The sequence below is a fragment of the Promicromonospora sp. NPDC057138 genome (genome assembly GCF_042670845.1).
Lineage (GTDB): Bacteria > Actinomycetota > Actinomycetes > Actinomycetales > Cellulomonadaceae > Promicromonospora.
Map to the genome: position 1 here is coordinate 1 of NZ_JBHUUX010000027.1, position 23,996 is coordinate 23,996.

General features: G+C 72.2%; 22 protein-coding genes. 13 read left to right on the forward strand and 9 right to left on the reverse strand.

Annotated features, from left to right (window positions below; all coding sequences use genetic code 11):
- Positions 1 to 77: 77 nt before the first annotated feature.
- A complete protein-coding gene (murA, locus tag ACFT2C_RS15710; RefSeq protein WP_377207998.1) occupies positions 78 to 1,394 on the reverse strand; it encodes a UDP-N-acetylglucosamine 1-carboxyvinyltransferase in 1,317 nt (438 codons plus the stop codon).
- Between the two features lie 291 nt (positions 1,395 to 1,685).
- Here murA and ACFT2C_RS15715 point away from each other — a divergent pair, with 291 nt between their 5' ends.
- Positions 1,686 to 3,068: an MFS transporter gene (locus ACFT2C_RS15715; RefSeq protein WP_377207999.1), complete on the forward strand. Its 1,383-nt coding sequence runs from the start codon at positions 1,686 to 1,688 to the stop codon at positions 3,066 to 3,068.
- A gap of 69 nt (positions 3,069 to 3,137) precedes the next feature.
- Here the strand turns inward: ACFT2C_RS15715 and ACFT2C_RS15720 are convergent, their stop codons facing one another.
- The 3 genes from ACFT2C_RS15720 to ACFT2C_RS15730 are packed head-to-tail and all read right to left on the reverse strand — an operon-like array spanning position 3,138 to position 6,195.
- Positions 3,138 to 4,079, reverse strand: coding sequence for an ABC transporter permease subunit (locus ACFT2C_RS15720; protein ID WP_377208000.1), 942 nt, complete (start codon positions 4,077 to 4,079; stop codon positions 3,138 to 3,140).
- Positions 4,076 to 5,104, reverse strand: a complete 1,029-nt coding sequence (locus tag ACFT2C_RS15725) for an ABC transporter ATP-binding protein (protein WP_377208001.1) — start codon at positions 5,102 to 5,104, stop codon at positions 4,076 to 4,078. The genes ACFT2C_RS15720 and ACFT2C_RS15725 overlap by 4 nt, the downstream gene beginning before the upstream one ends.
- Positions 5,101 to 6,195, reverse strand: coding sequence for an outer membrane lipoprotein carrier protein LolA (locus tag ACFT2C_RS15730; protein ID WP_377208002.1), 1,095 nt, complete (start codon positions 6,193 to 6,195; stop codon positions 5,101 to 5,103). The genes ACFT2C_RS15725 and ACFT2C_RS15730 overlap by 4 nt, the downstream gene beginning before the upstream one ends.
- 174 nt (positions 6,196 to 6,369) lie before the next feature.
- Here ACFT2C_RS15730 and ACFT2C_RS15735 point away from each other — a divergent pair, with 174 nt between their 5' ends.
- The 10 genes from ACFT2C_RS15735 (at position 6,370) to ACFT2C_RS15780 (ending at position 16,495) form a co-directional block, all read left to right on the forward strand.
- A complete protein-coding gene (locus tag ACFT2C_RS15735; RefSeq protein WP_377208003.1) occupies positions 6,370 to 7,053 on the forward strand; it encodes a response regulator transcription factor in 684 nt (227 codons plus the stop codon).
- Complete coding sequence (locus tag ACFT2C_RS15740; RefSeq protein WP_377208004.1) at positions 7,053 to 8,396, forward strand: sensor histidine kinase; 1,344 nt, start codon at positions 7,053 to 7,055, stop codon at positions 8,394 to 8,396. The genes ACFT2C_RS15735 and ACFT2C_RS15740 overlap by 1 nt, the downstream gene beginning before the upstream one ends.
- A gap of 23 nt (positions 8,397 to 8,419) precedes the next feature.
- The gene (locus tag ACFT2C_RS15745; RefSeq protein ID WP_377208005.1) at positions 8,420 to 9,301 is read left to right on the forward strand and encodes an AAA family ATPase; all 882 of its coding nucleotides are present in this window, start codon (positions 8,420 to 8,422) and stop codon (positions 9,299 to 9,301) included.
- 1 nt (position 9,302) lies between these two features.
- Positions 9,303 to 10,505, forward strand: a complete 1,203-nt coding sequence (locus tag ACFT2C_RS15750) for a VWA domain-containing protein (protein ID WP_377208006.1) — start codon at positions 9,303 to 9,305, stop codon at positions 10,503 to 10,505.
- Positions 10,498 to 11,676, forward strand: a complete 1,179-nt coding sequence (locus ACFT2C_RS15755; RefSeq protein ID WP_377208007.1) for an XdhC family protein — start codon at positions 10,498 to 10,500, stop codon at positions 11,674 to 11,676. The genes ACFT2C_RS15750 and ACFT2C_RS15755 overlap by 8 nt, the downstream gene beginning before the upstream one ends.
- 88 nt (positions 11,677 to 11,764) lie before the next feature.
- Entirely contained in the window at positions 11,765 to 12,253 is a 489-nt protein-coding gene (locus ACFT2C_RS15760) for a (2Fe-2S)-binding protein (RefSeq protein WP_377208008.1), read from the forward strand.
- Positions 12,250 to 14,670: a xanthine dehydrogenase family protein molybdopterin-binding subunit gene (locus ACFT2C_RS15765; RefSeq protein ID WP_377208009.1), complete on the forward strand. Its 2,421-nt coding sequence runs from the start codon at positions 12,250 to 12,252 to the stop codon at positions 14,668 to 14,670. The genes ACFT2C_RS15760 and ACFT2C_RS15765 overlap by 4 nt, the downstream gene beginning before the upstream one ends.
- Positions 14,667 to 15,551: an FAD binding domain-containing protein gene (locus tag ACFT2C_RS15770; protein WP_377208010.1), complete on the forward strand. Its 885-nt coding sequence runs from the start codon at positions 14,667 to 14,669 to the stop codon at positions 15,549 to 15,551. The genes ACFT2C_RS15765 and ACFT2C_RS15770 overlap by 4 nt, the downstream gene beginning before the upstream one ends.
- 31 nt (positions 15,552 to 15,582) lie before the next feature.
- Complete coding sequence (locus ACFT2C_RS15775) at positions 15,583 to 16,056, forward strand: SRPBCC family protein (protein WP_377208011.1); 474 nt, start codon at positions 15,583 to 15,585, stop codon at positions 16,054 to 16,056.
- Positions 16,057 to 16,075: 19 nt separating this feature from the next.
- Positions 16,076 to 16,495, forward strand: coding sequence for a TSUP family transporter (locus ACFT2C_RS15780; RefSeq protein WP_377208012.1), 420 nt, complete (start codon positions 16,076 to 16,078; stop codon positions 16,493 to 16,495).
- Between the two features lie 9 nt (positions 16,496 to 16,504).
- Here the strand turns inward: ACFT2C_RS15780 and ACFT2C_RS15785 are convergent, their stop codons facing one another.
- The gene (locus ACFT2C_RS15785) at positions 16,505 to 17,131 is read right to left on the reverse strand and encodes a chloramphenicol phosphotransferase (protein ID WP_377208013.1); all 627 of its coding nucleotides are present in this window, start codon (positions 17,129 to 17,131) and stop codon (positions 16,505 to 16,507) included.
- An 11-nt stretch (positions 17,132 to 17,142) separates the two neighbouring features.
- Entirely contained in the window at positions 17,143 to 17,601 is a 459-nt protein-coding gene (locus tag ACFT2C_RS15790) for an SRPBCC family protein (protein WP_377208014.1), read from the reverse strand.
- Positions 17,602 to 17,717: 116 nt separating this feature from the next.
- Between ACFT2C_RS15790 and ACFT2C_RS15795 the strand changes: the two genes are divergently transcribed.
- A complete protein-coding gene (locus tag ACFT2C_RS15795) occupies positions 17,718 to 19,046 on the forward strand; it encodes a glycoside hydrolase domain-containing protein (RefSeq protein WP_377208015.1) in 1,329 nt (442 codons plus the stop codon).
- A 98-nt stretch (positions 19,047 to 19,144) separates the two neighbouring features.
- Complete coding sequence (locus ACFT2C_RS15800; protein ID WP_377208016.1) at positions 19,145 to 19,798, forward strand: hypothetical protein; 654 nt, start codon at positions 19,145 to 19,147, stop codon at positions 19,796 to 19,798.
- Between the two features lie 90 nt (positions 19,799 to 19,888).
- Here ACFT2C_RS15800 and ACFT2C_RS15805 read toward each other — a convergent pair whose 3' ends face one another.
- The 3 genes from ACFT2C_RS15805 to ACFT2C_RS15815 all read right to left on the reverse strand — a co-directional run bounded on the left by ACFT2C_RS15805 (position 19,889) and on the right by ACFT2C_RS15815 (position 23,907).
- Entirely contained in the window at positions 19,889 to 21,196 is a 1,308-nt protein-coding gene (locus ACFT2C_RS15805; protein ID WP_377208017.1) for an MFS transporter, read from the reverse strand.
- Between the two features lie 216 nt (positions 21,197 to 21,412).
- Positions 21,413 to 22,729, reverse strand: a complete 1,317-nt coding sequence (locus ACFT2C_RS15810; protein WP_377208018.1) for an SLC13 family permease — start codon at positions 22,727 to 22,729, stop codon at positions 21,413 to 21,415.
- A 62-nt stretch (positions 22,730 to 22,791) separates the two neighbouring features.
- A complete protein-coding gene (locus ACFT2C_RS15815; protein WP_377208019.1) occupies positions 22,792 to 23,907 on the reverse strand; it encodes a PrpF domain-containing protein in 1,116 nt (371 codons plus the stop codon).
- Positions 23,908 to 23,996: the final 89 nt, after the last annotated feature.

A 23,996-nucleotide genomic window follows, 5' to 3' on the forward strand; every position in this document is an offset into this window, starting at 1 on the left:
GTCCGAGTCTCCCCGGGGCTACCCCGGGAGACTCGGACAAGCGCTCTACTTCGACAGACCCTTCACGGCTCGGTGGGTCAGCCGCGGGCGACGTCGGCGCCCAGGGCCTCCAGCTTGTCCTGGAAGTTCTCGTAGCCGCGGTCGATCAGGCCGATGCCGCGCACCGTGGACCGGCCGTGCGCGGCGAGCGCCGCGATGAGGTGCGAGAACCCGCCGCGCAGGTCGGGCACCTCGATGTCGGCCGCCGACAGCGGCGTCGGCCCGGAGACGACGGCGGAGTGGTGGAAGTTGCGCTGGCCGAACCGGCAGTCGCGGCCGCCCAGGCACTCCTTGTAGACCTGGATCGTGGCGCCCATCTTGCGCAGCGCGTCCGCGAAGCCGAAGCGGTTCTCGTACACGGTCTCGTGCACGATCGACAGGCCCTTGGCCTGGGTGAGCGCGACGACGAGCGGCTGCTGCCAGTCGGTCATGAAGCCGGGGTGGACGTCGGTCTCCAGCACGATGGACTTCAGGTCGCCGCCGGCGTGCCAGAAGCGGATGCCGTCGTCCTGCACCTCGAACCGGCCGCCGACCTTCCGGAACGTGTTCAGGAACGTCATCATCTCGGGCTGGGTGGCGCCCTTGACGGTGATGTCGCCGCCGGTGGCGAGGGCCGCCGAGGCCCACGACGCGGTCTCGATGCGGTCGTTCAGCGCGGTGTGGGTGTACCCGTCGAGACGGTCGACGCCCTCGATGCGGATCACGCGGTCGGTGTCGACCGAGATGATGGCGCCCATCTTCTGCAGCACCGCGATGAGGTCCATGATCTCGGGCTCGATCGCCGCGCCCGAGAGCTCGGTGATGCCGTCCGCGCGGACCGCCGTGAGCAGCGTCTGCTCGGTAGCGCCCACCGACGGGTACGGCAGGGAGATCTTGGTGCCCTGGAGGCGGCGCGGCGCCCGCAGGTGGATGCCGTTGGGCCGCTTGTCCACGACGGCGCCGAACTGGCGCAGGATGTCGAGGTGGTAGTTGATCGGCCGGTCGCCGATGCGGCAGCCGCCCAGGTCAGGGATGAACGCTTCGCCGAGGCGGTGCAGCAGCGGCCCGCAGAACAGGATCGGGATGCGGCTGGAGCCGGCGTGGGCGTCGATGTCGGCCACGTGGGCGGACTCCACGTTGGACGGGTCGAGGTCGAGGATGCCGGCGTCGGTGTCGTACTTGACGTTCACGCCGTGCAGGTCCAGGAGTCCCGAGACGACCTTGACGTCACGGATCTGCGGTACGTTCCGCAGCACGCTGGGGGTCTCCCCCAGCAGGGAAGCCACCATGGACTTCGACACGAAGTTCTTTGCGCCTCGAACGGTGATGGTCCCGTTGAGCGGGGTGCCGCCGTTCACATACAGCAGATCGTTCATATCCTCGTCGTCGTCTCGTTCGTTCCGATGATGGACTTCCGATGTGGGGCCTGGGGCGCCCGGTCGATACTGCCCCTCGCCGCCGGTCGTGCCAACACGGGCACGGGCGGGAGTATTCACCGTTCACTACACCTTCACTCGCACCGCACGCAGTCGCAGGTCGACACGCCGCGGCCGCCTGTCTGACGCCGCCCGCGCCGCGCGAAGCCGCCGGGGCAGCCTACGTCAAGGCCCCATCCGTACCGCGAGACAACCTTCCCGGATCGCGGAGGGCCGCTTAATCTCACCCGCATGAGTACCTCCGCATCGCCGACCGCCGGAGCCGCCTCCGGCGCGCAGAGCGCGTCACCGGCCGGCAACCCCCGGGGCCGCGTCGTCGTCGCCTCCCTCATCGGTACCTCGATCGAGTTCTACGACTTCTACATCTACGCGACCGCCGCCTCGCTGGTCTTCCCTGCGCTGTTCTTCCCGAACGCCGCGGACCCGACCACGCAGCTCCTGTCGTCGTTCGCCGTCTTCGGCGTCGCCTTCGTGGCGCGGCCCGTCGGCTCGGTGCTCTTCGGCCACTTCGGCGACCGCATCGGCCGCAAGACGACGCTCGTCGCCTCGCTGCTCACGATGGGTATCGCGACGGTCCTGATCGGCGTCATCCCCGCGGCGTCCACGCCCGGCTGGGCCGTGGCCGCGCCCGCCGTGCTCGTGCTGTGCCGGTTCTGCCAGGGCCTCGGCCTCGGCGGTGAGTGGAGCGGCGCCGCGCTGCTCGCCACGGAGAACGCCCCGGAGGGCAAGCGCGCCATCTACGGCACGTTCCCGCAGCTCGGCGCGCCCATCGGCTTCATCCTCGCCAACACGGTGTTCATCTCGCTGTCGACGGCGCTGACGCCGGAGCAGTTCGCCGACTGGGGCTGGCGCGTCCCGTTCCTCGCGTCCGCGATCCTCGTGATCGTCGGCCTGTGGGTGCGGCTCTCGCTGCTGGAGACGCCGGCGTTCCAGAAGGTGCTCGAGGCCGAGGCCGTCACCAGGGTCCCGGTGGCCCGGGTGTTCAACACCTCGTGGAAGCAGATCGTGTCGGGCACGTTCATCATGCTGGCCACCTACGTGCTGTTCTACCTGATGACGACGTTCACGCTGAACTACGGCGTCGCCCCGACCGAGCCCACCGACGGCTCCCCCGCCGGCCTCGGCTACGAGAAGATCGACTTCCTCTGGATGCTGATCATCGGCGTCGTGTTCTTCGGCATCTTCACCCTGGTCTCCGGCCCGATGGCGGAGAAGTTCGGCCGACGCAAGCACCTCATCTGGGTCACCGTGGCGATCATCCTGTTCGGCGGGTCGTTCGTGCCGCTGTTCGCCGCGGGCGACGTCGGCGTGCAGACCCTGCTGATCCTCGGCTTCACGCTGATGGGCCTCACGTTCGGCCCGATGGCCGCCGTCCTGCCCGAGCTGTTCCCCGCCAACGTCCGGTACACGGGCTCGGGCATCGCGTACAACCTGTCGTCCGTGCTCGGCGCGGCGGTGGCGCCGTTCATCGCGGTGGCGCTCTGGGCGACCGCGGACGGCTCGCCGGTGCTCGTGGGGGTCTACCTCTCCGCGATGGCCGTGATCACGCTCGTCGCGCTGCTCCTGACGCGCGAGACGCGGGACGTCGCGTACGAGGAGAACGTCGCGGCCTGAGGCCGCAAAGCACGCTGTACGACGCCGTCGCGCGCCTTCCGTGGGGGAGGGGCGCGACGGCGTTTTGCGTCACCCGTCCTTCGTCGTCAGCCGCGCATACGCCAGCGACATGCCGATCACGAGATAGCACAGGGCCCGCACCACACCCTCGCCCAGGCCGTCGAACGACACCGGGTCCCGGATCAGGTCGACCAGGCTGCTCACCGACGTCGGCAGCAGGTACGGGTGCAGCCAGTCCAGCGCCGAGAACTGCATCAGCACCTCGGAGACGATCAGCCCGCCGAGCACGCTCACGACCACCAGCATGGGGTGCTCGGTGGACGCCGAGATGGCCAGCGCGACCGCGCCGACCCCCATCAGGTACACCGTCGCCCACGCGATGGCGACCGCCAGCCGCCACAGCACGTCCCCGACCGACAGCTCCGTCCCGGACATCGAGACCAGGCCGTCCGTCCCGGCGAGAGCGAGCCCCGTCAGCAGGCCCGACGTGACGACCAGCGCGGCCGCGACCAGCGCGACGACAAGCACCCCGAACGACTTCACGACCAGCAGCCGGCCGCGCGCCACCGGGGCGAGCAGCCAGCCGCGCAGCGCGCCGTGGTCCTGCTCGCCGGCCAGCGCGTCGGCGCCCGCCATCGCCACGGTGAGCGGCAGCAGGAGGATCAGCAGCGTCATCAGCGACCCGAGCGGCAGCACGAAGGCGCTGGTCACCATCGTCACGAAGATCGGCGGCTCGCCACCAGGCCCGATCGGCCCTTCGCCGACGGGTCCTCCGGTGGTCGGCGCGACCGGGCCGTCCAGCGTCAGGTCGACGGCGATACCGACGATCACCGGGAGCGCAGCGAGCAGCCCCAGCACGACCAGCGTCCGCGGACGCCGGAAGATCCACCGCACCTCGGCCCGCAGCAGGCGCGCCAGCGGGGCGCGCCGCCGGGCGGGCAGGCCCTCAGGAGGGACGGCGCCGGCCTCCGCCAGGGTTACCGGCGCGCTCATCGGATCCTGGGTGGTCATCGCGTCCTGCCTTCCTGGGCCACGGCCGGCTCGTCGGCGTCCAGCTCGCCGACCACCTCGCCGACGTCGTGCGTCAGCCGGGCGAAAGCCTCCTCCAGCCCGGTGCGTTCCCGCCGGGCCTCGTCCACACCGACGCCGGCGCGGACCAGGGTCTCGATCACCGTCGCCGGCGTCGTCGTCGTGAGGTCCACGCGGACGCCGTCCGGCGCGAGCCGAGCGGGGATCCGGCGGTCCCGCAGGGTCTCGACGGCGGTCGCGCCGTCCGGGGTGGACACGAGCAGCGTGGGGCTCCCCGACTCCAGGAGGTCGGCCAGCGCGCCCTGCGCCACGATGACGCCCTGGTTCAGCACGACCACGTGCGTGCAGGTGGCCTCGACCTCCGCCAGGAGGTGCGACGAGACGAGCACCGTCACGCCGTGGGCGTGCAGCTCAGCGATGATCCGGCGGACCTCCTGGGTGCCGGCCGGGTCGAGGCCGTTCGTCGGCTCGTCCAGCACGACCAGCCTGCGCGGCGCCAGCAGAGCCGACGCGAGCCCGAGGCGCTGCTTCATGCCGAGCGAGTACGCGCGGTACTTCCGCCCCGCCGCGTCCGCCAGGCCGACCCGCTCCAGCGCGGCGGCGACCGCGCCCTTCAGCTCCCCGCCGGCCAGCAGCGGCTCGGCGGCGGCGAACCGCAGCAGGTTCTCCCGGCCGGACAGGAACGGGTGGAAGCCCGGGCCCTCCACGAGCGCCCCGACGTGCGGGAGCACCCGGTCGACGGCGCCGGGTACCGGCACGCCCAGCAGCTCGATCTCGCCCTCGGTCGGCTGGACGAGCCCGAGCAGCATCCGGATGGTCGTCGTCTTGCCGGAGCCGTTCGGCCCCAGCATCCCGACGACGGCGCCCTCCGGCACCTCCAGGTCGACGCCGTCCACGGCGACCGTGCCGCGGTAGACCTTGCGCAGCCCCCGGGTGCGCGCCGCCAGGGCGGTACCGGAGGCGTTCCTGGCCTCCGGTACCGCCGCTTCGGCCCGCGCTGTGGTCACTGCTGGTCCAGTGCGTCGACGAGCACCTGCTGCGGCACCGCGCCGGCCGCGATCCGGCCGTCCTCGGTGAGGACGGCGCCGCCGACGGCGATCCGGACGTAGGTGCCCGAGCCGAACTCGCCGGACACCGGCTGGCCGATCTGGGCCAGGATCCCGGCGAGATCCTGCCCGCCCTCGGCGGAGCCCCCGAAGGCTCCCTCAGCGTCGCCCACGGCCGGCGCGTCAGCCGGAACCTCGCCGATCACCACGGTGTCCCAGCCGTCGCCGACCGTCGTCGTGCGCTGCTCGACGCCCTCGGCGCCGTGCTCGCCGGCCGCCCGCGCGACGTCGTCCGCCTGCGTGGTCTCGACGTCGGCGCCGTCCGGCGGCGTGAACTGGAACAGGTCAGCGTCCTGCGCGCCGGTAGAGAACTCGACGAAGCCGAGCGACAGGACGGGATCCGAGGTGCCGTTGGCGAACACGTCGAACCGCAGCGGGACGCGCGTCTCCTCGTCGATCGCCACGGTGATCTCCCGCAGCAGCGTCTTCTCGGACGGCTTCGGCGTCAGCACGAGCTCGTACGCCGCGCGGTCCGCGACCCGTGCTGTGCCGTCCACGGTGATGTCGCTGGTCGGGCGGAGGCGCTCGATGATCTCGGCCGCCGCCTGCGACGGGTCCGCCATTCCTGCCTCTGCGTGCCCCCGTGCGGCAGCGATGTCGGCCTCGTCCCAGGTGAGGTGCTTCGCTGTGTTCTCCTGCGAGTCGTAGGCCCACGCCTCGTCCGCGTTCTTCACGAACGTCAGCTCGGACGCCTCCCGCTCGACCTGGACCCGGGCGCCCTTCGCGCCGTCGTGGAACACCCGCACCGAGTCGAAGTCGAGCTCCTCCACCCCGGGCACGGCGGGCAGCCCGAGCTCGTTCGTCAGTTCGGCCACGCCCGCGAACGCGGGCGGCTCGGCCTCCAGGGTCGACGTGACGAGCTCCTCCGCGCTGATCGCGGGCAGCACCGGGTCGTCGTCCGCGCCGGCGGGCAGCGTGCTCAGGGCCAGGCCCGCGAGCCCCACGGTGATTCCCGACCCGGCGGCGACCAGCGCCTTCGTCCTCGGCCTCATGTCGTGCTCCTTCGCGCTCTCGACCAGTGTGCTCTCCCTGACACCTTCCACGATGCCCCGTGCGTGCTGAGACGTTGCTGAGAAGCCGACCCCAGCTGAGATGACGCTGAGAACCGCCGCCGCGCTCCCCTCCGGATCATCCAGGAGGCCGCCGCGTGCGGCATGCTGGCAGCCATGAGACCGCAGATCCTCGTGGTCGACGACGAGCCCGGCGTGCGCAAGGCGCTGGACCGCGGCCTGCGCGCGGAGGGCATGGACGTCACGGTCGCCGCCGACGGGCCGACGGCGCTGCGGCTGGCGCGCACCGGGTCGTTCGACGCGGTCCTGCTGGACATCATGATCCCCGGCCTGTCCGGCTACCGCGTGCTGGAGGAGCTGCGGTCCGCCGGCGTCGCGACCCCCGTGCTGCTTGTGTCGGCGAAGGACGGCGAGGTGGACCAGGCCGACGGGCTCGACCTCGGCGCCGACGGCTACGTGGTCAAGCCGTTCTCCTTCGTCGTGCTGCTCGCCCAGCTCCGCGCCCTCCTGCGCCGCGCCGCGACGGGAGCCGCCCCGCGGGGCCGGATCGAGCTCGGGCCGCTGACCATCGACCGCGCGGCACGCACCGTGCGGTACGACGGCGCCGACGTCCCCCTGAGCCCGCGCGAGTACGCCCTGCTGGCGGCGCTGGCGTCGCGGCCCGGGACCGTGTGGACGAAGCAGGAGCTGCTGACCGAGGTCTGGGGCGACGAGGCCGCGACCAGGAACGTCGTCGAGGTGTACGTCGGCTATCTGCGGCGCAAGCTGGCCGCCGTCGGCGCGGGCGACCTGGTGCGGACCGTCCGGGGGCACGGGTACCAGCTCGGGGAGCCGCAGTAGTGCGGGCGCCGGGGCCGACGGCGTCGGGCCGCCCCTGGGCCGGCGTGTCGCTGCGCCTGCGGGTCACAGCCCTCGCCACGGCGGTCACGCTCGCCTGCCTGCTGGGCCTGGCGCTCGTCGCCGGCCGCGGCCTCGGGCCGCTCCTGACGGACGCCGTGGACGACGAGCTCCAGACGGCGCTGACCAGCGCCGCGCGCGACGTCGTCGCCGGCCCGGCGCCCGACTCGCCCGACGGCCTGGAGGTGCGCGTCCTGGACACCGCGGGCAGTCCGGTCGACGACGGCGCGCCCCCGGCCCTGACGCACGACCAGGTGCGCGCGCTGAAGGCCGGCACCCCGGTCACCGCGGGCGACCGGCAGCCGGTCCGCTGGCACGGCACCGTCGTCACGGCGCCCGACGGGAGCCAGCGGCTCGTCGTCGTCGGGACGGGCCTCGTCGGGCAGGAGGCCGCCAAGGAGTCGGGCGGCCGGTGGCTGCTGGTCACCGCCCTCGTCGGGACGGTCGTGGCCGGGGTCGCCATCTGGTTCGCCGTCGGGTCGGCGCTGCTGCCGGTCGCCCGGATGCGGGAGTCCGTCCGCCGTCTCGCCCCGGGCGAGCGCGTGGCGGCGCCCGACGCCGCGGCGGGCGAGCTGCGCGCCCTGGCCGACGACTTCAACGTGCTGCTGGACCGCCAGGACGCCACGACGGAACGGCTGCGGCGGTTCACGGGCGACGCGGCGCACGAGCTGCGCTCCCCCGTGGCGTCCATCCGCCTGCAGTCGGAGGTCGCGGTCGCCAATCCCGACCCGCAGCTCTCGCAGGAGGTGCACGCGGACGTCCTCGCGGACGCCGAGCGCCTGTCGGCGCTGCTCGACGGGCTGCTGGCCCTGGCCCGCTCGGACGCCGGGGAGCTGCCGCCGGCGGACGCCGTCGACCTGGTCGACGAGGTGAACGCGGCGGTGGCGCGCGCCGGGGACCAGCCCGTGCCGGTGGCGGTCAACGCCCTGACCGGGCAGGCGTGGGCGTCCGCCGCGCACACCGAGACCGAGCTCGTCCTGGACAACCTGCTGCGCAACGCCCTGAGGTACACCCGCACGCGGGTCGTCGTGTCGGTCCTCGCGGGCCAGTCCACCGTCCGCGTCCTGGTCGACGACGACGGTCCCGGCGTCCCCCCGGAGCACCGCGCCAAGGTCTTCGACCGCTTCTACCGGGTCTCGGACGACCGCGCGCGGGCCTCCGGCGGCGCCGGGCTCGGCCTCGCGCTGGTCGCCGAGCTCGTCCGCCGCCGGGGCGGCCGGGTCGCCGTCGGCGAGTCGCCCGACGGCGGCGCCCGGTTCACCGTCGTGTGGCCCCGGGTGGGCTGAGCAGGGTCCCGTAACCTGAACAGATGAACTCGCCCGAAGCCCTCGCGGCGGCGCTGGGTGAGGCGGGCTACCTCGCCGACGAGGACCTCGCCACCGTCGCGTACCTTGCCCGGGTCATGGAGCGCCCGCTGCTCCTGGAGGGGGAGCCGGGGACCGGCAAGACGGCGCTCGCCGAGGCGCTGGCCCAGGCCTTGGGCGCGCCCCTGATCCGGCTGCAGTGCTACGAGGGCATCGACGCGACCCAGGCCCTGTACGACTGGGACTTCGGCCGCCAGATCCTGCACCTGCGGACGCTGGAGGCCGCGGCGGTGTCGTCGGACACGAACGCCCTGGAGGTCGAGACCACCGAGCGCTCCCTGTTCGACGAGCGCTTCCTCCTGGCCCGGCCCGTCCTCCAGGCGCTGCGGACCACTCCGTCCGTGCTGCTGGTGGACGAGATCGACCGCGCCGACGACGAGTTCGAGGCGTTCCTCCTGGAGGTCCTGTCCGGCTGGACGGTGACGATCCCGGAGCTCGGCACGATCCGCGCGACGACGCCGCCCACCGTCGTCCTCACGTCGAACCGCACGCGCGAGCTGCACGACGCCCTCAAGCGCCGCTGCCTCTACCACTGGATCGACCACCCCAGCCTCGAGCGCGAGGTTGCGATCGTGCGCGCCCGGCTGCCCGAGGTCGCCGAGGCCCTCGCCCGCCAGGTCGCCGGCTGCGTGCAGCGCCTGCGGGCGGAACCTCTGCTCAAGCCGCCGGGCGTCGCGGAGACGCTCGACTGGGCCCGCGCCCTGGAAAGCCTCGGCGCCGCGTCGCTCGATCTCGACGCGGCGTCCCGCACGCTGGGTGCCGTGGTCAAGTACCGCGAGGACACGATCCGCGCCCGCGAGGCGCTGACCCGGATCCTGGGGACCTGACATGTCCGACGGCGGTGAGCGGGTGCTGCTCGGGTTCGCGCGGGCGCTGCGGGCGGCCGGGGTCGGTGTGACGCCCGACCGGGCCACCGCGTTCCTGCAGGCCACGGCCGTGCTCGGGGCGGGCAGCGCCATGGCGACCTATCGCGCGGGCCGGGCGACGCTGTGCGCGGGGCCCGACGACCTGGCGAGGTTCGACCAGGTGTTCGCTGCGTGGTTCGAGGCCTCGACCGTCGGGCTGCCGGTGCCGCGCGCCAGGGCGGGCTCATCTGCGGGCACCACGGCGGTCTCGACGCACACCACCACCGACCGTGCCGACGCCGAGCCCTCCACCGCCGTGCTCCCGTCCGGCACTGACACCACGCCGTCCGGCCCCGGGCCCGGACGGGACGAACGGCATCCCGAGGTCGTCCCCGTGCTCGCCGACGACCGCGAGACGCTCCGCCACCGCGACGTCGCCGACCTCACCGAGGCGGAGCGCCGCGTCCTCGCCGCGCAGATCGCCGCCCTGCGCCCCCGCCCGCCGCTGCGCCGTGCCGCGCGTGCCGTGCCGTGGCGGCGCGGGCGCCCCGACCTGCACCGCACGTTGCGCGCGTCGCTGCGCCGGGCGGGCGAGCCGGCCCAGGTCGAGCGCCGCCGCCGGACCCGCACGCCGCGCCGCGTGGTGCTGCTGGTGGACGTGTCGGGCTCCATGCGGCCGTACGCGGAGGCGCTGCTGCGGCTCGCGCACGCGGTCGTGCGGTCGGGGGCTCCCGCGGGAGCGCGCCGTGTGGGCACCCGCTTCCGCGCCGAGGCGTTCACGCTCGGCACCCGCCTGACCCGCGTCACCGACGCCCTGCGCACCACCGACCCGGAGCGTGCGCTGGCCCGCGCCGGCGACCTCGTCCCGGACTGGGCGGGCGGCACGAGGCTCGCCGAGTCGCTTGCCACGCTGATGGACCGGCACGGCGCGCGGCTGCGCGGGGCGGTGGTCGTGGTGTGCAGCGACGGCTGGGAACGCGGCGACGCCGCGGACCTGGCCGACCGCGCCGCCCGGTTGCACCGCCTGGCCCATGCGGTGGTCTGGGTGAACCCGCATCGCGGGAAGGCCGGCTACCGGCCCGTGCAGTCGGGGATCGCAGCGGTGCTGCCGCACGTGGACCACTTCCTCGCGGGGCATTCGCTGGGTACGTTCGAAGAGGTGCTGGAGGTGATCGCACATGCGTGACGTGCTGGACGAGCTGCTGGCGTGGTGGCGGGACGGCCACCCGGTCGGGATGGGCACGGTCGTGGCCACGTTCCGGTCGGCACCGCGCCCGCCGGGTGCGGCGATGCTGGTCGGACCGGGGGACGACGGCGCACCGCCCGTCGCGGTGGGATCGGTCTCGGGCGGCTGCGTGGAGGGTGCGGTGTTCGACCTCGCGAGCGAGGTGGTCACGACCGGCAGGCCGGTGCTGGTGCGGTACGGCATCTCCGACGACGACGCGTTCGCCGTGGGCCTGACCTGCGGCGGGATCCTTGACGTGTTCGTGGAACGGGTGGACCGCGAGGGCTTCCCCGATCTCGACGAGGTCGCTCAGGACATCGCCGCCGGCCGTCCGGTCGCCGTCGCCACCGTGGTGGAACATCCCGACGAGCGGGTTCTCGGCCGCCGCCTGGTCATCCGGCCGGACGGCGCGACGGGGAACGACGGCGTGGCCGCCGGCCCGCGCGGGTCCGGAAACCTCGGCACCGCGCGCCTGACCGACGCCGTGGCCGACGACGCTCTCGGCCTGCTCGCCGGCGGGCTCAGCGAGACCCTCACCTACGGCCCCGACGGCGAGCGGCGGGGCGAGGGCTGCCGCGTGTTCGTCTCCTCCTACGCGCCGCGCCCTCGGATGCTGGTGTTCGGCGCGATCGACTTCGCGGCGGCGACGGCGCGGGTCGGCTCGTTCCTCGGCTACCGGGTCACGGTGTGCGACGCGCGGCCGGTGTTCGCGACCGCGACGCGCTTCCCGGACGCGGACGAGGTGGTGACCGACTGGCCCCACCGGTACCTCGCGGCCGAGGTGGACGCGGGCCGGATCGACGGCCGCACCGTGGTCTGCGTGCTCACCCACGACCCGAAGTTCGACGTGCCGGTCCTGGACCAGGCGCTGCGCCTCGACCTGGCCTACGTCGGAGCGATGGGCTCCCGCCGCACGCACGACGACCGCCTGGCCCGGCTCCGCGAGGCCGGGGTGCCCGACGACGCGCTGGCGCGCCTGCACAGCCCGATCGGCCTCGACCTGGGCTCGCGCACGCCCGAGGAGACCGCCGTCAGCATCGCCGCGGAGATCGTCGCGGCCCGCTGGGGCGGCTCGGGCGAGTCCCTCACGGCAACGGGCGGCAGGATCCACCGCCCACCACGCAGTATCTGACCACTGGCGGAGCCCCGAACTCGGCGTACCGTGATGCGTGTCACACCGTCACAACCCACCGTCACAACGAAGTGGCTGAGGAGTGTCCATGACCAGGATCGAGCTCACCGTCGACGGCGCGAAGGTGGTCGACGACGTCGAACCCCGTCTGTTGCTCGTGCAGTACCTGCGCGAGCGGCTCGGCAAGACCGGCACCGTGATCGGCTGCGACACCGCGAGCTGCGGTGCCTGCACCGTCCATCTCGATGGCCACAGCGTGAAATCGTGCAACGTCCTGGCCGTGCAGGCCGACGGCGCCGAGGTCACCACCATCGAGGGACTCGCCACCGACGGCGAGCTGCACCCCCTCCAGGAGGCGTTCCACGAGTGCCACGCCCTGCAGTGCGGGTTCTGCACGCCCGGCATGATCATGCAGGCCGCGGACCTGCTCGCCGAGAACCCCCACCCGACCGAGACCCAGATCCGCGAGGGCTTGGAGGGCAACCTCTGCCGGTGCACCGGCTACCAGAACATCGTGCGCGCGGTGCAGTACGCGGCCGACGCGGCGTCCACCGCCACCGACGGAGGTGCGGCATGACCACGACGGAAGAAGCCCCCGCCACCGCCGAGCCCGCCCACGACCGCGAGATCGGCCGCGACCGGCGCCGCAAGGAGGACCGGCGGCTCATCACGGGACGCACCCGCTGGACCGACAACATCGCGCCTCCCGGCACCCTGCACCTGGCCATGGTGCGCAGCCCGTACGCGCACGCGAACATCTCAGGGATAGACACCCGGGCCGCGGCCCAGTCCCCGAACGTCGTCGCCGTCCTGACCGGCACCGACCTCGCCGACACGCAGGGGGTCCTCGCCAACGCCTGGCCCATCACGACCGACCAGGTCGCGCCCGTGCACAAGCCCGTCGCCGTCGACCGGGTCGCGTTCGCCGGAGAGATCGTCGCCGTCGTCGTCGCCCGCAGCGCCGCCGCGGCCGCCGACGCCGCCGAGCTGGTCGACGTCGACTACGAGGAGCTGCCCGCCGCCCTCGACCTCCGGGCCTCCGCCGCGGCGACGCCTGAGAACGGCGGCGCCATCGCGCACCCCGACCTCGGCACCAACAACTCCGCCCGCTGGATCTTCGACTCCGCCGCCGCCGGCACGGGCGGCAACGTCGAGGACGCCATCGCCGCCGCCCGCACCGACGGCATCGTCATCGAACGCGAGTACCGCCAGCAGCGGCTCATCCCGGCCTTCATGGAGCCCCGCTCCGTCGTCGTCGACCCCACCGGCGAGCAGATCACCATGTGGTCCGCCACCCAGATCCCGCACATCACCCGCTTCCTCCTGGCCGCCACCACGGGCGTGCCCGAGTCGAAGATCCGGGTCATCGCGCCCGACGTCGGCGGCGGATTCGGCGGCAAGCTGCAGACCACACCCGAGGAATGGACGGCGTTCGCCATCGCGCGCCGCCTCGGCAAGCCCATCAAGTACACGGAGACCCGCTCCGAATCACTCCTCGCCGCCCACCACGGCCGCGACCAGTGGCAGAAGCTCACCCTCGCCGCCCGCGCCGACGGCACCGTCACCGGCCTCAAGGTGGAGCTGCTCGCCGACCTCGGCGCCTACGTCGCCCTCGTGGGCGGCGGCGTGCCCGTCCTCGGCGCCTTCATGTACAACGCCATCTACAAGTTCCCCGCCTACCGGTTCGACTGCCGCACCATCCTGACCAACACGACCTGGACGGACGCCTACCGCGGCGCCGGACGCCCCGAAGCCACGTTCGCCATCGAACGCCTCATGGACGAGCTCGCCGACGAGCTCGGGCGCGACCCCCTCGAGGTCCGCCGCCAGAACTGGATCACGCGCGACGAGTTCCCGTTCACCACCGTCGCCGGGCTCACCTACGACTCCGGCGACTACGAGTCCGCCACCGCCCAGGCCACCGCCGCCTTCGGCTACGACGACCTCCGCGAGGAGCAGGCACGACGGCGCGAGGTACGTGACCCCGTCCAGCTCGGCATCGGCATCTCCACCTTCACCGAGATGTGTGGGCTCGCGCCCTCCCGCGTGCTCGGCAGCCTCAACTACGGCGCCGGAGGCTGGGAACACGCCGAGATCCGCATGCTCCCCACCGGCAAGGTCGAGGTCGTCACCGGCACCAGCGGCCACGGCCAGGGCCACGAGACCGCGTTCAGCCAGATCGTCGCCGACCGCCTCGGCGTCCCCTTCGAGGACGTCGAGGTCCTGCACGGCGACACCCAGGTCGCCCCGCGCGGCCTGGACACCTACGGGTCACGGTCGCTCACCGTCGGCGGCGAGGCGCTCGCGCTCGCGGCGGACAAGGTCGTGGCCAAGGCCAAGCCGTGGGCCGCGCACCTGCTGGAGGCCGACGTCGGCGACATCGAGTTCTCCCGCGGGAAGTTCACCGTGGCCGGCACGAGCGAGGGAAAGACGATCCAGGAGATCGCCCTGGCCGCGTTCGCCGGACACGACTACCCCGCGGGCATCGAACCCAGCATCGACGCCGAGGTCACCTTCGACCCGGTGAACTTCTCCTTCCCCCACGGCACGCACCTGTGCGCCGTCGAGGTGGACACGGAGACCGGCGCCGTGCGCTTGCGCAAGTACGTGTGCGTCGACGACATCGGGACCGTCATCAACCCGCTTATCGTCGAAGGGCAGGTGCACGGCGGGCTCGTGCAGGGCATCGCCCAGGCCCTGTGGGAGGAGGCGGTGTACGACGACGCGGGCACCCTGCTGACCGGCACCCTCGCCGACTACCTCGTTCCCAGCGCCGCCGATCTCATCAGCTTCGACACCGCGCACCGCAGCACGCCCTCCACCACGAACTCCATGGGCGCCAAGGGCGTCGGCGAGGCCGGGACCATCGCATCCACTCCCGCCGTGGTGAACGCGGTCGTCGATGCACTGCGGCCCTACGGCGTGCACGACGTCGAGATGCCCTGCACGCCCGCGCGCGTCTGGCGCGCCATCCAGGATGGGAGCGCGTCATGATCCCCGCACCGTTCGAGTACGCCAGGCCCACCAGCATCGACGAGGCGCTCAGCCTGCTCGCCGGGTCCGACGACGCCACGGTCATCGCCGGCGGCCAGTCCCTCCTGACTGTGCTGCGCATGCGGCTCAACGCGCCCGAGCTCGTGGTCGACCTCGGCCGCATCGACGCGCTGCGGGGCATCCGCGCGGTGTCCGGCGGCGGCGCCGTCGCCGGCGGTGGCGGCGCCATCGAGATCGGCGCCATGACGCCGTACCACGAGATCCTCGCCTCCGAGGAGATCCGCACCGAGCTCAGCCTCCTGCACGACGCCGTCTCCAAGGTGGGGGACCCTCAGGTCCGGCACCGCGGCACCGTGGGCGGGTCGCTCGCCCACGCCGACCCCGGCGGAGACTGCGGCGCGGTGGCGCTCGCGCTCGAGGCCGAGATGGTCATCGCCGGGCCACGCGGCGAGCGGGTGGTCCCCGCTGCCGATTTCTTCCTGGACCTGTTCACCACCGCCGTCGGGGAGGACGAGCTGCTCGTCGCGGTCCGGTTCCCCGTGCACCCCGGCTGGGGGTCCAGGTACGAGAAGTTCGTGCGCATCGCCCAGCAGTGGCCCATCGTGGCGGTCGGCGCGTGTGTGCACATGGCCGACGGGAAGACGATCTCCGCAGCGCGGATCGGCCTGACCAACATGGGGCCGACGCCGCTGCGGGCGCGGGCCGTGGAGGAGGCGCTCGTGGGTGTGGCGCCGACGGCGGAAGCCGTGGGCGCGGCCTGCGCGGCCGTGGCCGACGGCACCAGTCCGCCGTCGGACCTCAACGGCGACGCCGACTACCGGCGGCACCTCGCGACCGTGCTGGCCCGGCGGGCCGTGCTCGCCGCGGCGAGGGCGGCGTGAGGACCCGGGGCGCCGGAGAAGGTGGCCCCACATGGAGCTGACCCACGAGTTCACCGTACCGGCCGACGTCGCGACCACGTTCGCGACGTTCGCGCAGGTGGAATCCATCGCCGAGTGCTTCCCCGGCGCGCAGGTCACGTCGGTGGACGGCGACGCGTTCACGGGGTCGGTGAAGATCAAGCTCGGCCCGATCGCGCTGACGTTCAACGGCGAGGGCGAGTTCACGGAGAAGGAGCTCGCCGCGGACGGCGGCTCCGGGCGCATGGTCCTGTCCGCGAAGGGCAAGGACAAGCGCGGTAACGGCACGGCGGGCGCGGAGGCCGTCGTCGTGCTCCGGCCCGGGACCGCTCCGGCGGAAGCCGGCGGCCCGACGACCGACGTCGAGGTGACGACGGACCTCCAGATCGGCGGCAAGGTCGCGAGCCTGGGCCGCGGCCTGGTCCAGGAGGTCTCCAACAAGATGCTGGGCCGCTTCACGGACTGCCTGGAGAAGAAGCTGACCTGAACCCGGATACCGTGGCGGCGTGGAGACGACGGCCCTGCTGCGCCGGCGGGTCCGGATCGAGGGCCGCTCGGTCGCCGTCGCGACCGGGCTGGCGGCCGGCTTCATGAACACCACGTCCGGCGTGGCCGCACCCGCGTGGACGGCGTACGCGCTGGCCACGCGATGGGACCACCGGTCGTTCGCCGCGACCCTGCAGCCGCTGCTCGTCGTCATGAACGCCATGTCGGTGGCGACCAAGCTGGCGTTCGGCGCGATCCCGGCCGGCTCCGCGCCGTCGTGGTGGGTCTGGCCGGTGCTCCTCGCCGGGGTGCTCGCGGGCGTCGCGCTCGGCACCCTCCTGGCACGCCGCATCCCGACCCGGGCCGCATCACTGATCGCCCTGACCATCGCCATAGCGGGCGCCCTGACGGCGCTGACCCGAGGCCTCCTCACCCTCTGACCTCGTCGCTCAGGTGGTGGACGCGGGGCCGGTCTCGATCGCCGGGTAGAGCTCGGCGAGCCAGTCCCAGAGCACGTCTGCCACCTGTGCGGCGTCCAGCCCGTTCGTGTCGATGACCAGGTCGGGCTGCGCCGACTGGGGCGGCTCACCGTTGTGGAACAGCGAGAGCCCTGCCGGGTGCCGGTGCCGGCGTTGCCGGTCCTCGAGCTCGCCGTCGTCCGTCCTGAGCTCGACGACCGCAACGGCCGCCGCCCTCTGCCGACCGAGCTCCCTCAGCCTGGCCTCGAGATCCCGGTTGGCCTCAGGCTCGAACGCCTGCCCGTCCACGATGACGCCCTGGCCGGCCTGCAGCATCGCCACGACGGCCGCGTTCATCGCGCCCAGCATCAGCATGCCGTCCGGACCGGTGCGGATCCGCCGTACGCCGTCGCGCCCTTCGACGTCCTCGTAGCGGAACCCGAGGTCCGAGTGCCGGGCACCGGGCAGCCCGCCTCCCCAGTGATCGGGCACCATGCGGAACAGCTCGTCGAGGCCGAACCTCAGGAGGGGGACCTCGGCGCGATCCTGGATCGCCGTCGTCAGGGTGGACTTCCCGGCGGCCGAGGGTCCGTTGATCACGAGGCACAGCGGCTCCACGGCAAGCTCCCTCACAGGTCAGGTGCGGAACTGTCAGGCGCCGGCACTCGTCGTCGGACGCGCGTCACGATGCTCCGGGTCGCCAGCTTGTGGAAGCGCGAGTCGATCACCAGCAGCTTGTAGAACGCGCCGAGCACGCCCGGGAACGTCGCGTCGGTGTGCGCCTCGAGACGCGTGCCTGCGCCGTCGGGCACGAGCCGGAAGGTGAGGGTGTAGGCCGAGAAGCGGTGGACGCCGTCGAGCACGATCCGGTGCGGAGGGTCCGCCGTCGCGACCCGGAATCCCGGGACCGCCGAGCCTGCCTCGAGCGGGCGCGGGCCGAGGGCTTGGGTATCACGGCAGCCGATCAGGCGCACGTACCGGGCCGGGCCGAGCGCATCCGCCTGGTCGAGGACCGCACGCCATACGACCTCGGGTGCGGCTGCGATGACCGCCGCGCGCACATCCCGGTAACGCCGAGGGTCAGCCATGCTCGGACCCTACTGCAGAGGACGCACACTGAACCGTTACCCAGGACGCTAACGCTCTGCCGTCGGAAAGCGCACACTTCTAGGTAGACGACGGGGTCTGTCTCCTGGAGGTACACATGGCCGCCCGACGCACGATCATCCAAGGGCTAGCCACATTCGGTGGCAGCCTGGCAGTCCTGGTCGCGGGCTTTGCCCTCCCCGCGGCGGCCGAGCCTGAGACGCCGATCGTCTACCCCTCCGCGTCGTCGGCGACGCAGGCCGACCGGCTCGGCTTCGACGCCTGCACCGCCCCCTCGCTGTCGTCGCTGAACGCCTGGATGGGGACGTCGCCGTACACCGCGGTGAACACGTACTTCGGCGGCAACAACCGCGCCTGCTCGCAGCCGAACCTGACGGCGGCGTGGGTCAGCAACGCCGTCGTCGGCGGCTGGAAGCTGCTCCCCACCTACCTCGGGTACCAGCCGTACTGCACGACCTCCAGCAAGCCGAACCGCTACCACAACGCGACCGAAGCCACCTCCCGCGGAAACTCGGACGCCGCCGACGCAGTCTCCAAGGCCAAGGCACTGGGCATGCTCCCGGGAAGCGGCCTGTACGCGGACGTCGAGCACTACGACCGCACCGTCTCGTCGTGCCGGACGGCGGTACGCCTCTACGTCTCGGCGTGGACGAAGACCCTGCATGCCTCGGGGTACCTGGCGGGCGTGTACGTCAACCAGAACTCGGGGCTGCTCGACCTCTCCGACTCGTACAACTCGACCGCGTACGCGCGGCCGGACGCCGTATGGATGGCCCGCTACGACCACAAGAGCTCGCTGACCGACTGGCCGACCGCCCCGAACTGGCAGTGGTCCAACTACCAGCGGGCGAAGCAGTACGAGGGCGGCCACAACGAGACCTGGGGCGGGGTCACGATCAACATCGACAACGATGCCATCAAGGCTCCCGTCGCCACGGTCGCGCAGACCTACCGGGTGACGAGCGATACGTCCTTGAACGCCCGCAGCGGGCCGTCCTCCTCCTACCCCGTCGTTCGCACGTATGCGCCGGGCGCCACGCTCACCCTGGTCTGCCAGACCACCGGGCAGAGCGTCGGCACGACCACGGTGTGGGACCGGCTGGCCACCGGGGCGTGGGTCACCGACTACTACGTCTCGACCCCGTCGAACACCGGGTTCACGGCGCGGCTGCCGCGGTGCCGCTACCCCGGGCAGGTGACCATCGACACGCTCACCATCCGCACTGGTCCGGGGACGTCGTACCCGAGCTCCGGCCACTCGCTGCGTCGCGGTGCCCTGGCCTACGTGCTGTGCCAGAAGTCCGGCGGCACGGTCGGGACCACCTCGGTGTGGGACAAGCTGCGCGACGGTCGCTGGGTCAGCGACTACTTCGTCTCGAACCGCTCGAACACGACCTGGAGCGCGCCGGTGCCCCGCTGCCCGTGATTCGCGGGAGAGCTGGAAACGGCACCCGACCTGCGTGAACATCTCGCGACTTTCAGAATGGGCACAACCAACTCGCTGCCCACGACGTCTTAGGAGTCATGAGAAACAGAAACGCAAGGACACGTTCCATCGTTCTGCTGGCCGGCCTCATGGTGGGCCTCACGGCGGGCACGACGGCGACCGCGGTCGCCGGCCCCGCGTCGGTGGCCTGCTCGGCCCCCTCCGCACACGTCCTCAGCCAGGCCGCGGCTCCGTCCGACTGCGACCCCGTCGGGACCCCGGTCACCCTCGGCAAGCCCACCCCGGGCGCGACCGCCAACTGGCAGAAGACCAAGACCAACGGCGTCGGCTACAAGATCCCGGCCCAGTGGACTGGTCACAAGATCGTGGGCGACGGCGGCAAGGGCCACGAGTGGGAGTCCCCTAAGGTCATCATCTCCGACGAGTTCGGCGACCTGCACTGGCGGATCCTCGTCCAGTCGCCCTTCGTGGACCAGACGATGCCGGACCCGGAGGAGCTGAACGAGCTCGGCTACTACGCCTCGTACATCGAGGTCGACGGCGCCTCGGAGGCCGTGCTGGTGGCCGCGCAGACCGGGCACTGGGCCGACCCCTCGGTCAAGACGATCGACTTCCAGGTCTTCGTCGAGTCGGAGCGCACCGGCGTCGTCACCCGGTTCATGGGCGAGCTGCCCCCGGGCAAGAGGGGCCAGTTCCTCCTGAACAACTTCGTTCCTACGATCAAGCCCTGATTCTGGGGTAGGCCGATTCTGAGTAGGCCGAACGGAGGCGGGTCCTGGTGTTGTCCGGGGCCCGCCTCCGGTCACGGGTGGCGTCGGAGATCAACCCTCGCCTCCGCGAGAAAGGCCACCAGATCCGCCCGCATCCAGCGCTCGCTTCTGGCCCAGAGCGCGGAGTCCCGGGAGACAGACGGCGGCCGCGGCGAGGAAACCTGCCCCGGCAATGATCCAGACGGCGTCGAGACCGAGCCAGGCCCCGAGAAAGCCACCGGCCGTCAGCCCAGCGGGCATGGTGAGCGCGTTGACCAGCCGGTTGAGGACGGCGAACCGGCCCATCAGGTGGTCGGGCACGGCGGCCTGCTGCACCGATCGAATGGCGGCGCCGGAGGCGATGAGCGGCAGCCCCTGGACGAGGAACAGGACCATGACGACCCAGATCGAGTCGATGAACGCGATGGGCAGCAGCAGGACCCCGTAGCCGACGTACGTCCACACGATCAGCCCGGTCAGCCCCAGGCGACCGGCGAGGCGGGGCGCGAGCAGCCCGCCGAGCACGGATCCCGCGGCGGTGACGGCCATCAGCAGCCCGAACTGCGCGTCCGTCGCACCGAGATCGTGCTTGGCGAACAGGACGATGATGCCCTCGGGCATCCAGCCGAACAGCCCGGCCCCGGCAGAGAGCAGCAGCGTCGTGCGGATCGGGCGATGGTGCGCCGCGAACCGAGCCCCGGCAGTGAGCTCGGTCAGGTAGGCGGCCAGCCTCGCCCTCCTCGTCGCGCCTCCCACCGGCGGGGCGGCAGGCGCCGCCGGACGCGTGTCCTGCCCGACGGCGAACGATCCGACGGCGACCGCCGACCCGAGGAAGGACAGGGCGTTGAGCGCGAACGGCAGCGCCGGAGCAGCACCGAAGAGGACGCCCGCGAGCGCGGGTCCTGCACCCCCGGCGCCGATCTCTCGCCCGACGGCGAGGTGGCTGTTGGCGCGCAGGAGCCGCTGGCGCGGCACGATCGTAGGAACGAGCGCGTACAGGCTGGTACCGAAGACGAGTTCCCCGACGCCGAGCAGGACGGCAACGACGAACAGCAGCCAGAGGCTGCCGACGTCGGCGAGCACCGCCACCGCCAGGAGCGCGACGACGACCATGCAGCCGAGGTCGCTGTAGACCATGAGCCGGCCGCGGTGGGAGCGGTCGACGAGGTTTCCGACCGGCAGCGCGAGCACCAGCGCGGGGATGCCCGCAACGCCGGCGAGCGCAGCGATGACCCGCGGGTCGTCCGTGTAGGTGGCGGCCAGCAGCGGGAAGGCGACGAGGTGGAGGCCTGTGCCGAGGCTCGACAGTGACTGTGCGGCCAGCACCCTCCAGAAGCGGGTTCCCAGCCTGCCGTCAGCGTCGAGCTCCGCGGTGGTCACGAGCCGTGACGCTACGGGGCGCCGTACGCGGAGCCCACCTGATTTCCGAGGCGGGCGGTCGACCCCGGTCTTGACCTGCGCCCCGCCATCGAACGCGCGGTGCAGGCCCTCGCGGAGTCTTGATACCTCGGAACACGCAGAGACCCGGATCCGCAGATCCGGGCCTCTGACCAGGCTCGACGGCCGACGACCGGACGCCCGTCCGGCGACCAAGGATCAGAACGAGCCCGGCAGGACGAGCACCGCCCACGCCACGATCGGCCCGAGGGCGACGATGACGCAGGTGTAGGAGATGACCTGCCGGTAGAAGCGGGCTCGGTCGACGCCGCGGGCGTTGGCGAGGACCAGCGCGCCGTTGGTGGAGAACGGTGAGACGTCGACGATCGTGGTGGAGATCGCCATGGCGGCGACGACGCCCACGACCGGCAGTGATCCGGTGAGCAGCAGCGGAATCGCCATCGGGATGGTCGCGGTGAGGATCGCCGTCGACGATGCGAATGCCGAGGTGACGCCGACGACGACACACAGAACGAGCGCGACCAGCAACGGCGCGCCCAGGCCAACGGCGCCATGTGCGACCCAGTCGATGGTGCCGGAGTGCTCCAGCACTCCCACGTAGGTGACCATGCCTGCGACCAGGAGGATCGTCGGCCAGCTGATGCCCTCGACGGCCTTGCCGAGGTTCTCTCGATCGAGCAATGCGAGCACGGCACCCGCGGCCAAGGCGAGGAATCCGATCTGCAGCTGGAAGGCGAGCGCGCCGACCACGAGCCCGACCAGCGCGACAAGCGTGGCGCGCTGACGCCAGGTCACCGTCATCGCGGTCGCCTTGACCGCGAGCGCAGTACCGCCGCCGGCCGGCGCCGGTGCACTTCCTCCGGTCGGCGCGTCGCCACCCGCCGCCGCGCCGTCCGGCCGCTCGATGAAGCTCTCCTCGCCGCGACGGCGGAGCAACAGGTAGGTCACGGCAGCGAGCAGCAGGTTGAAGCCGAGGCTCGCGAAGAACAACGCGGCGTGCGAGACCTCCAGACCGGACGGGGCGACGACGCCGTAGACGAGCGCGCCGGACACCGCCATCGGCGAGAACGCCCCGGCATGGGCGCCGCAGATCACCATCATGCCGACCATCAACGGGCTGATGCGGTACGTGAAGGCGAAGCTCATGCCGATCGGGACCAGCAGCGCGACCGCCGCGGGAGTGAAGGTGCCCAGCGCGGTCAGCGTGCCCGCGATGGTGAACAGCACCCACGGGACGAGGATCGCGCGGCCTCGCACGAGCCGGATTCCGCCCTGTACCAATAAGTCGATCGTGCCGTTCAGCTTGGCGACGGAGAACAGGTACGTGACTCCGACGACGGTGATGAACAGCGAGACCGGGAATCCCGCGAAGATCTCGGTCTCCTCGAGGCCGAACACGAACGTGCCGACTACGAACGACGCGACGAGCGCGAGGATCCCGATGTTGATGGGCAGCATCGTGGCGACGACGAACATGGCGCCCAGAACCAGGATCGCGATTATCTGTGATGACATCATTGTCCTCTTTGTTCTTCATGAGGCCCGCCCGACGCTTCCGTCCGGCGGGACGGTGGGGGTCAGGCGGCCGACGCAGCGACCAGTGTGACGGACGAGGGCTCCGGTACCTCGTTGTCGGGGAGGTCGGGGAGAAGCAGGGTCGCGTCGCCGATGCGACGTGCGGTCCGGGTGACCCCGACCGCGAGCAGCCCGTCACGAGTGCCCGCGCGGGTGGCCACGACTCCGGCCGGAGTGTCGAGGCGCAGCACCTCCTGCTCGCCGGCGACGAACTGGGACAGGACCGTACCCGGCGTGTGGGCGGCGGCGGTGAGTGCGACGCTTCCGGTGATGGCCAGCGCGGGATGCGTGCGCCCCATGGACAACATCCGCACGGTCACGTCGGAACGCTCTGGCCGACCCGCGCTGACCAGGGCGATCTTGGGGATGGCACGTGCGGCCTCGGCGGGATCGGCGGCGAGACCCATGCGGACCGCCGCGATGCGGCGGATCCGCTCGAGCCGGCCCAGCAGATCCTCCTGGGCATCGAGCGCGGCGGGGGAAGCCTCACCGTCCGCGCCGACCTCGTCGGCGGGGACAAGGACAACAGGCGCCCCGGCGTCGATCATCGTGACGCGTACCCCGTCGACCATGTCGACGGCGCCGCCCGTGGGCAGCAACGCCCCGGTCGTCCGGCCGGCCGGATCGACGAACCACAGTCGCACCCCGAGGCCGGGGTGGACCACACCGGGAATGTGGTCCCCGCCCTGTTCGGTCACCTGGCCTGAGGGCGTCGGCACGTCGACGACGATCAGCTGGCCGGTGTTGGTGTTGTTAATGCGCACCGTGGTCACCTCGCCCGTAGGCACCACCCAGCCGCGCTTCAACGCGTAGGGCCCGACGACGGCGGAGCAGTTCCCACAGTTGCTCGTCCAGTCCACCCGTCCGTCGGCGATGCCGATCTGGGCGAACGTGTACTCGACGTCGACGTCCGGCCGATCGCTCCTAGCGAGCACGACGGCCTTGCTGGTGGTGGAGGTCGCCCCGCCGATGCCGTCGATCTGGCGCGGGTCAGGACTTCCGTACAGCCGCAGCAGCACCTCGTCCACGCTGCGACCGGGCACCGCGAGCACGTCGCGCTCGAACACCCAGCACTTGCTGGTACCACCGCGCATCCACGTCGCTCGGATCTCTCGCACAGTCACTCCTTCGTCACTCCTTCGCGACGGTGGCACCACCGCCGCTACAGCCGGGGAATGACAGCCACGATGAGTCCCGCTGAGGTTGA

Coding starts and splice junctions, on each gene's coding strand:
- murA (WP_377207998.1), bottom strand. CDS start 1,394: ATGAACGATCTGCTGTATGTGAACGGCGGCACCCCGCTCAACGGGACC.
- ACFT2C_RS15715 (WP_377207999.1), top strand. CDS start 1,686: ATGAGTACCTCCGCATCGCCGACCGCCGGAGCCGCCTCCGGCGCGCAG.
- ACFT2C_RS15720 (WP_377208000.1), bottom strand. CDS start 4,079: ATGACCACCCAGGATCCGATGAGCGCGCCGGTAACCCTGGCGGAGGCC.
- ACFT2C_RS15730 (WP_377208002.1), bottom strand. CDS start 6,195: ATGAGGCCGAGGACGAAGGCGCTGGTCGCCGCCGGGTCGGGAATCACC.
- ACFT2C_RS15735 (WP_377208003.1), top strand. CDS start 6,370: ATGAGACCGCAGATCCTCGTGGTCGACGACGAGCCCGGCGTGCGCAAG.
- ACFT2C_RS15745 (WP_377208005.1), top strand. CDS start 8,420: ATGAACTCGCCCGAAGCCCTCGCGGCGGCGCTGGGTGAGGCGGGCTAC.
- ACFT2C_RS15750 (WP_377208006.1), top strand. CDS start 9,303: ATGTCCGACGGCGGTGAGCGGGTGCTGCTCGGGTTCGCGCGGGCGCTG.
- ACFT2C_RS15755 (WP_377208007.1), top strand. CDS start 10,498: ATGCGTGACGTGCTGGACGAGCTGCTGGCGTGGTGGCGGGACGGCCAC.
- ACFT2C_RS15760 (WP_377208008.1), top strand. CDS start 11,765: ATGACCAGGATCGAGCTCACCGTCGACGGCGCGAAGGTGGTCGACGAC.
- ACFT2C_RS15765 (WP_377208009.1), top strand. CDS start 12,250: ATGACCACGACGGAAGAAGCCCCCGCCACCGCCGAGCCCGCCCACGAC.
- ACFT2C_RS15770 (WP_377208010.1), top strand. CDS start 14,667: ATGATCCCCGCACCGTTCGAGTACGCCAGGCCCACCAGCATCGACGAG.
- ACFT2C_RS15775 (WP_377208011.1), top strand. CDS start 15,583: ATGGAGCTGACCCACGAGTTCACCGTACCGGCCGACGTCGCGACCACG.
- ACFT2C_RS15790 (WP_377208014.1), bottom strand. CDS start 17,601: ATGGCTGACCCTCGGCGTTACCGGGATGTGCGCGCGGCGGTCATCGCA.
- ACFT2C_RS15795 (WP_377208015.1), top strand. CDS start 17,718: ATGGCCGCCCGACGCACGATCATCCAAGGGCTAGCCACATTCGGTGGC.
- ACFT2C_RS15800 (WP_377208016.1), top strand. CDS start 19,145: ATGAGAAACAGAAACGCAAGGACACGTTCCATCGTTCTGCTGGCCGGC.
- ACFT2C_RS15810 (WP_377208018.1), bottom strand. CDS start 22,729: ATGTCATCACAGATAATCGCGATCCTGGTTCTGGGCGCCATGTTCGTC.